The organism is Collinsella sp. AM33-4BH, from assembly GCF_003469205.1.
Classification (GTDB): Bacteria; Actinomycetota; Coriobacteriia; order Coriobacteriales; family Coriobacteriaceae; genus Collinsella.
On record NZ_QSIN01000021.1, the window covers coordinates 1 to 8,470 of the forward strand.

9 protein-coding genes are annotated in these 8,470 nt (G+C 63.1%); 4 read left to right on the forward strand and 5 right to left on the reverse strand.

Translation table 11 applies throughout. The annotated features are described in order from the left end of the window. Nucleotides 1-271: 271 nt before the first annotated feature. Both recR and DW821_RS09925 read right to left on the reverse strand, forming a co-directional pair. Nucleotides 272-868: a recombination mediator RecR gene (recR, locus tag DW821_RS09920; protein ID WP_117584188.1), complete on the reverse strand. Its 597-nt coding sequence runs from the start codon at nucleotides 866-868 to the stop codon at nucleotides 272-274. A 13-nt stretch (nucleotides 869-881) separates the two neighbouring features. Continuing rightward, nucleotides 882-1,202 carry a YbaB/EbfC family nucleoid-associated protein gene (locus tag DW821_RS09925; RefSeq protein WP_006235174.1) on the reverse strand — a complete coding sequence of 107 codons (321 nt, stop codon included), beginning with the start codon at nucleotides 1,200-1,202 and terminating at the stop codon, nucleotides 882-884. A 339-nt stretch (nucleotides 1,203-1,541) separates the two neighbouring features. On the opposite strand from DW821_RS09925, the gene DW821_RS09930 reads away from it, so the two are divergent. After that, a complete protein-coding gene (locus tag DW821_RS09930; protein WP_118066722.1) occupies nucleotides 1,542-2,018 on the forward strand; it encodes a hypothetical protein in 477 nt (158 codons plus the stop codon). Between the two features lie 25 nt (nucleotides 2,019-2,043). Here the strand turns inward: DW821_RS09930 and DW821_RS09935 are convergent, their stop codons facing one another. From DW821_RS09935 to dnaX, 3 genes are read right to left on the reverse strand one after another with little or no spacing between them, the layout of a single operon-like run. Next, a complete protein-coding gene (locus tag DW821_RS09935) occupies nucleotides 2,044-2,316 on the reverse strand; it encodes a DUF4160 domain-containing protein (RefSeq protein ID WP_099432548.1) in 273 nt (90 codons plus the stop codon). Next, nucleotides 2,309-2,569, reverse strand: a complete 261-nt coding sequence (locus DW821_RS09940) for a hypothetical protein (protein WP_117638144.1) — start codon at nucleotides 2,567-2,569, stop codon at nucleotides 2,309-2,311. Before DW821_RS09940 ends, DW821_RS09935 begins: the two co-directional genes overlap by 8 nt. A 54-nt stretch (nucleotides 2,570-2,623) precedes the next feature. Beyond that, entirely contained in the window at nucleotides 2,624-5,092 is a 2,469-nt protein-coding gene (gene dnaX, locus DW821_RS09945; protein ID WP_158567568.1) for a DNA polymerase III subunit gamma/tau, read from the reverse strand. A 115-nt stretch (nucleotides 5,093-5,207) separates the two neighbouring features. Here dnaX and DW821_RS09950 point away from each other — a divergent pair, with 115 nt between their 5' ends. The 3 genes from DW821_RS09950 to DW821_RS09960 form a co-directional block, all read left to right on the forward strand. Then, the gene (locus tag DW821_RS09950) at nucleotides 5,208-5,924 is read left to right on the forward strand and encodes a hypothetical protein (RefSeq protein ID WP_118066726.1); all 717 of its coding nucleotides are present in this window, start codon (nucleotides 5,208-5,210) and stop codon (nucleotides 5,922-5,924) included. Between the two features lie 144 nt (nucleotides 5,925-6,068). After that, nucleotides 6,069-7,922: a serine/threonine-protein kinase gene (locus DW821_RS10265; RefSeq protein ID WP_199584352.1), complete on the forward strand. Its 1,854-nt coding sequence runs from the start codon at nucleotides 6,069-6,071 to the stop codon at nucleotides 7,920-7,922. Next, nucleotides 7,919-8,470 (forward strand): FhaA domain-containing protein (locus DW821_RS09960; protein WP_118066728.1); only part of this gene is annotated, 552 nt, incomplete at its 3' end. The genes DW821_RS10265 and DW821_RS09960, both read left to right, overlap by 4 nt.

Consider the following 8,470-nt stretch of genomic DNA (forward strand, 5'->3'; position numbering starts at 1 on the left):
TAAAGCTGGCCGCTGCGCGGCCAGCAGACTAAAGTCTTGAACAAAAACACGCCGCTCGGGAGCGGCGCATTCATTCGAATCCATATTTGAGTGTATCAGCGAACCCAAAAGGTTGCGCAACGAATGAGCAAATTAAGGATGCGAATGGAAGCATCCATGCGATAAGCGGATACAAAGTATCTTTGTTGCACAACAAACTTATAGTCGCACGGGGAATTATGACTACCCCGTGCGTCGCGATGAAGACATACGGCAGGAGCAGGCTCGCCACCTAAATCGTGCGACGGGCCTCGATGGCGCGCCCAAGCGTAAGCTCGTCGGCATACTCCAGGTCGCCGCCCACGGGAAGGCCGCTCGCCAGACGCGACACCTCAACGCCCAGCGGCTTAATGGTACGCGCCAGGTAGCTCGCCGTGGTCTCGCCCTCGATATTGGGGTTGGTGGCGATAATGACCTCGGTGATATCCTCGTGCCCCAAGCGCGCCAACAGCTCACGAATGTGCAGCTGCTCGGGGCCAATCTTGTCCATGGGACTGATCACGCCGCCCAATACGTGGTAGAGACCATGGTAGCTGCCCGTGCGCTCAATCGCCTGGACATCGCGCGGCTCGCCCACCACGCAAATGCGAGTGGTATCGCGCATCGAATCCTGGCAGATGGAGCACTCGTCGGCCGTGGCGTAGTTAAAACAGCGGCTGCAAAAGTGAACCTCCTGCTTAACCTCCAGGATGGCCTCGGCCAGGCGACGCGCTTCCTCGGCATCGGCCTCGAGCAGGTAATAGGCGATGCGCTGAGCCGACTTGGGGCCAATGCCCGGCAGGCGGCCCAGCTCATCGAGCAATTTTTGCAGGCTATGGTTGGCACTCATATATATGCGCGTCTTAGAACGGCATGCCCGGGATGTTGAGGCCGCCAGTGATGGCGCCCATCTGCTTGTTGGCGAGCTCGTTGACGCCGCGAACGGCCTCGTTGACGGCAGCCATGATCATGTCCTGCAGCATATCGACGTCCTCGGGATCGAGGGCATCGGGGTCGATGGTGAGGTTGACGAGCTCCATCTCGCCGTTAACGGTCACCTTGACCATGCCGCCGCCGGCAGAGGCGTCGACGGTCTGGGACTTAAGGTTTTCCTGCGCGGCGGCAAGCTGCTCCTGCATCTTGCGAGCCTGCTTCATCATTTGCTGCATGTTCATACCGGCCATGATGGCTCCTTTACGTGCGGCCGCGCGACAAGCTGCAAGGGCAGCCGGAGCGCGACGGGACTTTCAAACTCAAAAATCGTACCACGGCGCGGGGCAAGCAAGCGGGGCGGACACGCTACCTCAGTCGATATACATGTCCTCCAATACAAACCACGCGCAAAGATTATGCAAGGCCGAATTATGCAAGGTTGCATAATATCGCATACTCAATCTAGTAGAGCCGAATCCGGCATTTCATGTGTGCCACTAAATAGCTAAATGCCAAACCGCTGCTCGAGGCGAAGCACATGGCGGCAGGGTATAATTTAATTGTCATAGATAGCAATTTGGAGGTGCCCCATGAATGCCCCCGACGCGCTCCAAAACATCCGCTCAAAACACCCCGTTGCATATGTGGTTCTCTATCTCTTTGTCGGCTGGGCATTACTGGTTGTCATCACCCATGCTATAGCCTTTGGAGCAGAGCTGCTGATAGCCAGCTCGGACCAGCCCGTCGTCAAATGGGAAGCGACCGATGAGTGCACCGACGGAACTCGAACCATTTACTACAACAGCCCGTCCCTCTACCAAGAGTTCAAGGTCAAGATAAAGGACTCCAAGATTGTTGATGCCGAGCCGGGCGCTTTCTTGACAATCGGAGCAACCCTCGACGCCGAGCAAGTCGAGTACACGGACAGCCGCGCGACGTATCGTGTCGACCTCAGCACCCTAGGCCGACCGTCACGCATCTGCCTGCTCGAATGCGAGACACGCGGCACCACGCTACACATGTCCGAAATTCAAATGCGCCCGGATAAAGAGCCCCTAAAGGGCTAGGGGTCCTAAGCCCAGCAAGCGATTCTCAACAGTAAAACGACAGCCCACCGGTTGTTTCTTTCCAGCGTTTGCAAATCAGCGCATGGTTAGATGAAACAAACTGCATGATATCGCGTAAATCCCGAGCAGGAATATCGCCCTTGTTATGGGCCAGCTTGCATCCGCCGGAGCGGGTAAGCCATATCTTGGTTGCCTCGGCAGTGGGGCGCTTGACCGCAACGTGAACATGGACAGGTTCGCCGTTCTCCCCCGTCCAGAAGAAGATGATGTACGGCCCGAGTCGAAACAGACTAGGCATAGACTCGTCCGCCTTCGTAGGCAAAACGCAGGATGAGCGGGGCATTGTTGCGCACGAAATCATCGAGTTCTTTGAGGTTCGCTTCGCTAAAGCCCTCATGTGACACCCAATTGAATGCCGGCAAGATACACTCCGCCGTGTCAAAACCCCAATCGCGCGGGCGCTCCACAACAACCTTCACCGTGTTGTCCTCCCGGACTTCGGAATACGAAACCTGCGTATCGTCCTCAAGGCGGACATATTCCCACATCATAAGCTCGCTCCGTTCAAAGACGTCTCTTCTTGAGCAGTATACCCGCCTGTACAGCTACTCCACCGGTTTGAAGATGGTGGACTGACCGAAGACGCTGCGGATGAGGGCTTTGGCCTCGTCCTCGGTCTGCGGGATGCATGGGGCTGCGCCCTGATGGCCGAAGGGACTGCCCGCGCCGGGGTTGGACTCCCAGGGAGCTGCAGGAGCGTCCTCCTCTTTGGGGGCAGTTGCAGCGGGCTTGGGCGCGGGCGTCGCACCCGGCACGTCGAACGGAGGCAGATCGTCCCCGCTCACATCGCCTGCAAAGCCGCCGACCATGGCGTCATCGTAGGGCACCTGCTCGGATTCCCACGGTGCAGACTGCGCAGACGGCTGAGCCTTGGGAGCGGACGCGCGCTCGGGCGCTCGGGGCGCGGGCTCGGTCGGGAGCTTGCCCGTGGCAGGAGCGCCAGCGGGGTTGTCGGAGCGCAGCCAGGGGGCTTTGCCCAGGTCGGATGACTTGGGCGCAGGCGCGGCGGCGGGCTTGGGTGCCGGTGCCGGAGCAGCCGATTTGGCCGCGACGGGCTTAGGCGCCGACGGGGTCGGTGCCGCTATCGGTGCTGTTTTTGGCTGCGTCGCGTTGGCGCTCGAGGATGCAGGGGCCGCCGAGGACACGGGTTGCGGGTCCGCAGATGCCGCAGCCCGTGCAGATGGAGAATGCTCCTCATGTTGAGGAGCCGGCGTGCCACCCCCATCCAGGACATAGTCGACGGTGCGACGACCGAAGACCGCGCTGATTGTCGGCAAGACCACCGACTGCGTATCGGCGCGACCGAGCATCTTGATGGCAAAGGTCGAACCCGCGGGGAACGAGACCGTGAGCTTGGAGCCATCGTCGGCCGTAGCGCGGGCGTTAAGCAAAAGCCCCGCGTAGGAGGCCTGCTGGGCCTTGACGCGCTCGACGACCTCGGCCCATTTGCGCTGGAGCTCACCGGCATCCTCGACCGCGGGGGTCTCGGCGGCGCCGGCGGCAGCAACCTGGGCGGCATTGTTGAGTTGGGGCTTGGGTGCCGGAGCGGCGGCGGGCGCGGGAGCCGTAGCCGGGGCAGCCTGGGGCGCGGGCGCCCCAGGCTTGGGAGTCGCCACGGACGCAGGACGAGGCGCAGGCTGGGCCGCCGGAGCGGCGACACCGCGGTCCCAAGGCATGCCGCCCTGTTGCGCGGGCGCAGCGGCGGGGGCAGTGGACGGGGCAGGGGGGGCAGCTCGGGCACCCGAGATCAGCGTCGGCTGTTGTGACGCCACGGGCGCAGCCGTAACAGCTGCAGGCGCAGCGCCGGCAGCAGCCACGCTCGCCGGAACGGCGGCGTTGGCAACCATGGCCTCCAAGCGAGCTACGCGCTCAGCCAAAGCTTCAATCGTCAAATCGGCCTCGGGACGTGCCAGACGCGTACAGGCAATCTCGAGCACCAGGCGCACGTCGCTCGCGCCCCTCATCTCCAGTGCGGCATCGTCGAGCACCGTCAGCACGCGGGCCAGGCGGTCGGCAGGATGCTCGCCAAAGGCAGCGGCCTCGGCAGCAAGCGCCTCGGCCTGCTCGGAGCCGCCCTCAAACAGCTCGGCACGGGCACCGGCAACGCAGGCAACGTACACGTCACGCACATGCGCTACCAGGTCGCGCGTCAGCTCCAGCAGGTCGTTTCCTTCCTCGACCTGCGCACGGATCAGTCCATAGAGCTCGGCAACATCGCGATCGGCAATGGCGCGGGAAAACTCGCCCAGAATCTGGTCCGAAACCTCGCCTAAAAGCGAGCGGGCATCGTCCGCATGCACAGAACCGTTGCCAAAAACGCTCAGCTGCTCCAGCGTGGAGAGCGCGTCGCGCATGCCGCCCTTGGCATGGCGCGCCACGATGGCGAGCGCCTCGTCGTCGTAATCGAAGCCCTCCTGCTCGCATACGTATGCCAGGCGATGCTCAATATCCTCGTTGCCGATGCGATGGAAATCGAAACGCTGGCAGCGCGAGAGGATGGTCTCCAGAATCTTTTGCGGGTCGGTGGTACACAGCACAAAGATCACGTGTGCCGGCGGCTCCTCAAGCGTCTTGAGCAGCGCGTTGAACGCCGCCGTCGTGAGCATGTGGACCTCGTCGATGATATAGATCTTGTACTTGCCGCGCACCGGGGCAAAGTTGACGGAGTTGATGATCTCCTCGCGCACGTTGTCCACGCCGGTACGGCTTGCGGCATCGAGCTCGTAGACATCGGGGTGGTTGCCCTCGGCAATGAGCTCGCACTCCTCGCAAGTACCGTCGGGCATGCAGCCGCTTGCACCCTCGGCGCGCGCCGCCTCGGCATTGCGGCACAGCAGCGCCTTGGCAAGGATGCGCGCCATGGTGGTCTTGCCCGTGCCGCGCGGTCCACAGAACAGGTAGGCGTGGGACAGGCGTCCCTCGGTGATAGCGTGCTCGAGCGTCGAGACGATATGCTGCTGGCCCACCACGGAGTCGAAGGTGAGCGGGCGATACTTTCGGTACAACGATTCCATGGGTGCTCCCCCGGGTATACTGAGACTTGTTGCCGCGGCGGCCATGCGGTCGCACGGCATACTGCATTCATAATAACCCGTACGGCGAGCCCGCCGCGATAGGAGTCCAAAGAGCATGGCAGACGCAGAGAGCAACCTCGTTCCCTCCGAAGCAGCCGACCAGGTCGAGGTCGCGCTCGAGAAGCAGGCCGCAGCCGACGACGGCATCCTGTACCTCAACGAGTATCAGTACGAAAACGACCTCGTCACCGATTTCGCCCGTCTGGTCGCCTCGCCCAGGCGTCGCGGCTCGCTGTATGTCGCCGCGGCAATTGCCGCGCTCATCGGCATCGGCATGCTGGTGGCCGGCGGCAACTGGATCAAGTTCGGCGTCGTCCTGATCGTGTTCGGCGCTTTTTTGGCCTGGTGGAGCAAAAATCTGCACCATACGCTCGCGCGCGACTTTATCGAAGCCGTCGAGGCAGACGAGTCCATGGGTGGCCGCTATCGCCGCGTCGCCGCCAACGAGGACGGCCTGATGGTCTGGGGCAAGAGCGGCAAGTCGCAGTTCTTCCCGTTTGAGAAGCTCGACCACGTACTCGACGGCGAGCGCATCTTTGTGGCCATGTTCGCCGACCAGGGCGTGACGATCCCCAAGGACACCTTTGTTCGCGGCGATGCCGAGCAGTTTGGCGCCTTCCTTAAGGCGCGCATCAACAAAAAGCTGCGCATCGAGACCAAACGCAAGAAGATGAAGGCCGAGAAGGCCGCAGCCGAAGCCAAGCAGGGCGACAAGCCCCAGGAGACCAAGGGCAAGCAGCGCAAGCAGAAGAAGAACAAGAAGAAGCGCTAAGGCCAAGCCAGACGGGCAGCCTCGCGTCCCGCCATCCTCCCCATGCACCCGAGCGTGCTACACTAGCAGCATCTATGCCACCGCGAACGGCCCGGCCCCGCGCCCGCCGCTCGCAAACGAACTTTAAACGCACGAGGGTTGGCCATGCCGCTTTTCTCGCAACATACCGCCCGGTTCTCGCCGGACGTTCCTTTGGAGGGCACCAGCTCTCGCGAGCTGCTCAAGCGGTACCAGCCGCTCGAGACGCTTGCGACCGGCGGTTTTGGCTCCATCGAGATCTGCCGCGACACGCACCTGCGCCGCCGCGTCGCCATTAAGCGCATCCCCCTTATCAACGGCGCCGGCATGCCCGCCAGCGACATCATGGATGTCCTGCGCGAGGCACATACCGCCGCCATGCTTCAGCATCCCAATATCGTGCAGGTTATCGACTTTACGCACGACACCGCCTATGCCTACCTGGTTATGGAATATGTCGATGGCATGTCGCTCGCCGAGTTTTTGCATCGAGTCGACGGCCATTCGCTCACCTTTGACGAGGCGGCGGCCATTGCCGACGCGCTGGGCCAGGCGCTCACCTTCGCCCATAGCAATGGCGTGCTCCACCTGGACATCAAGCCTGCCAACGTGCTCATCGACCACTCGGGCAACGTTAAGCTCACCGACTTTGGCATGGCACGTCTGTCGTCTGCCGGCGGCTTTGGCGGTTCGCGCGGCGGCACCATCGGCTACATGCCACCCGAGCAGCTCGACATCGAGACCGGCACGGTCGACGAGCGCGCCGACGTCTTCGCCCTCGCCTGCGTCATTTACGAGAGCCTGTGCGGCAGCGCCCCCTTTATGGCGGCAACGCCCGCCGACTCGCTCGGCCGCATCATCGGCGGCGCCACCTATCCCAGCGAGCTGATACCGCACTTTCCCCCGGGAGCCGAGGCAGCGCTGATGAACGCCCTCTCCCCCATGCCGCAAGACCGCCCCAACAGCATCGAGGCATTTTGCGACCAGCTGCTCTCCGGCTTGGGCAGCGTGCGCGAGGGCCGTCGCAGCCTGGAGCAGATGGTGGGCGAGCTGTCGGATGACGAGCGCGCGGCAGACGATATCGAATCGTTGCCCTATGAGGACGGCACCATCGAGGTCGACCCCGCACTCGGCTGGGCCGGCACGCGCTGGAGCCACGCGCGCAACTACACCATGCGCGCCATCTCGGCTCTCTCGTGTGGTGCCTTTAGCTTTTTGCTCATGCAGACGGCTGGCGTCGCGGCGCTTCCCGGACTTATTGCCGCGGCTATCGCGATTGGAGCGGCCGCCGGCCTGGCCCCGCAGATTGGTTCGGCTATCTCGGCCGTGGGCTTTTTGGTACTTATGGCCAACGCCACCATGCAAGCGCAGGGCATCCTGTCGATGCTGCCCGTCGCGGTGCTCTTTGCCGCCACCATGTCCGGTTGGTGGATCGCCTGGGGCCGCACCGAGGCCGCCGCGAGCGCCGCGCTCACCTGTGCGGTGGCACTCGGCTGTCTGACGGGCGACGTCGTCCTTGCCGCCGGGGTCGCCGCCGGCATCGCGGCCTTTTGGCTCGGCCCGGCAAGCGCCGCGGCCGCCACGGGGATGGGCGCGCTCTTCGCCCGCCTGGCCACGGTCGCGCTTTCCGCCGGAGGCGTGCTGGGGCTCGGCAATGTTGCCGCGGCGCTGGGAGACATGCTCTTCTGGGCTGCCGTCGTGCTTGTCGCGGCGACAGCTGCACTGACATCTCTGCTGCTCAACGCCCATGCCAAGCGTGCCGAGCAGGGCTCGAACCTGGCTGCAATCGCTGCCATCGCCGGCTGCGGAATAGGCACCGCGGCGTCGCTCTGTCTTGCACACCATATGGAAATTGCCAGCCTTGCGGGCGCGGTCGTCGTCAAGGCGGCGGTTGCGGGAACCCTATCCTCTATAATCGTTGGGATATGCCTATATTTGCTCGGATACCAAAGAACCTATACGGAGAGTGATCTTTCGTGAACTTCCTGAACATCTTCGAGGACCACGTGGCCGGCATCTTCGGTGCCACCCGTGCCCCGTTCTCCTTTAAGAAGCTTGCCAAGCAGGCCGCTCGCGACATGGAGGATCAGACTCTGGTGATCAACGGCGTCAACACCGCGCCGGCACTCTATACCATCCTGATCGCCGCCGACGACGATCCCATGCTCGCCCCGTTCTACCCCGAGCTTTCGCGCGAAGTCCGCGAGTTTGTGAAGGCACAGGCCGAAAAGCGCCGCTATGTGTTTGTCGGTGAACCCCTCGTTCGCTTTATGATCGACCCGCAGCTGCGTGCCGGTAAGTTCTCGGTCTTTGCCGAGAACGTCGACGCCCCCACGCTCGGTCGTCTGTACGAGGAAGAGCGCGCCTACCAGAATGGCCTGGGCCAGAACAACTCGGCCGCAAGCCGCGCCGCCAGCGCTCCCCGCGCCGGCAAGCAGCAATTCGCCGCTCCGCAGCAACAGCGCCCCGCCGCCATGCCCCAGCAGCCGGCGCCCCGTGCCGCCGCTCCCGACCCGCTCGCCGTTGCC

Coding starts and splice junctions, on each gene's coding strand:
- recR (WP_117584188.1), bottom strand. CDS start 868: ATGAGTGCCAACCATAGCCTGCAAAAATTGCTCGATGAGCTGGGCCGC.
- DW821_RS09925 (WP_006235174.1), bottom strand. CDS start 1,202: ATGGCCGGTATGAACATGCAGCAAATGATGAAGCAGGCTCGCAAGATG.
- DW821_RS09930 (WP_118066722.1), top strand. CDS start 1,542: ATGAATGCCCCCGACGCGCTCCAAAACATCCGCTCAAAACACCCCGTT.
- DW821_RS09935 (WP_099432548.1), bottom strand. CDS start 2,316: ATGCCTAGTCTGTTTCGACTCGGGCCGTACATCATCTTCTTCTGGACG.
- DW821_RS09940 (WP_117638144.1), bottom strand. CDS start 2,569: ATGATGTGGGAATATGTCCGCCTTGAGGACGATACGCAGGTTTCGTAT.
- dnaX (WP_158567568.1), bottom strand. CDS start 5,092: ATGGAATCGTTGTACCGAAAGTATCGCCCGCTCACCTTCGACTCCGTG.
- DW821_RS09950 (WP_118066726.1), top strand. CDS start 5,208: ATGGCAGACGCAGAGAGCAACCTCGTTCCCTCCGAAGCAGCCGACCAG.
- DW821_RS10265 (WP_199584352.1), top strand. CDS start 6,069: ATGCCGCTTTTCTCGCAACATACCGCCCGGTTCTCGCCGGACGTTCCT.